Source organism: Limosilactobacillus vaginalis DSM 5837 = ATCC 49540 (genome assembly GCF_000159435.1).
In the GTDB taxonomy this organism is placed as follows: Bacteria; Bacillota; Bacilli; order Lactobacillales; family Lactobacillaceae; genus Limosilactobacillus; species Limosilactobacillus vaginalis.
Window position 1 is genome coordinate 1 of record NZ_GG693462.1, and the last position, 241, is coordinate 241.

General features: G+C 46.9%; 1 protein-coding gene. It reads right to left on the reverse strand.

Features of this window, described 5'->3' with window-relative positions; translation table 11 throughout:
* Positions 1-241 (reverse strand): hypothetical protein (locus HMPREF0549_RS09005; protein WP_003717998.1); only part of this gene is annotated, 241 nt, incomplete at both ends.

The following is a 241-nucleotide window of genomic DNA, read 5'->3' on the forward strand; positions in this document are numbered from 1 at the left end:
TCTCCACCTTCGACATTCAGCGTACCGTTATTCGTCAGGGTTAACGTACCCGTACCAGATGTCCCTACGTACATATTGAATGTTTCAAGAAGAGAGTTCTGCCCATCCACCCTCACGTCGCCCTTACTTTTGTCATTGAGAGCTATCTGTGTATCACGCGCTTTAACTATACCTCCGGTGGTAATATTCAGTTCACCCGTGCCTAATACACCGACCTGTAGCAATTGTGCGTTAGTAGATG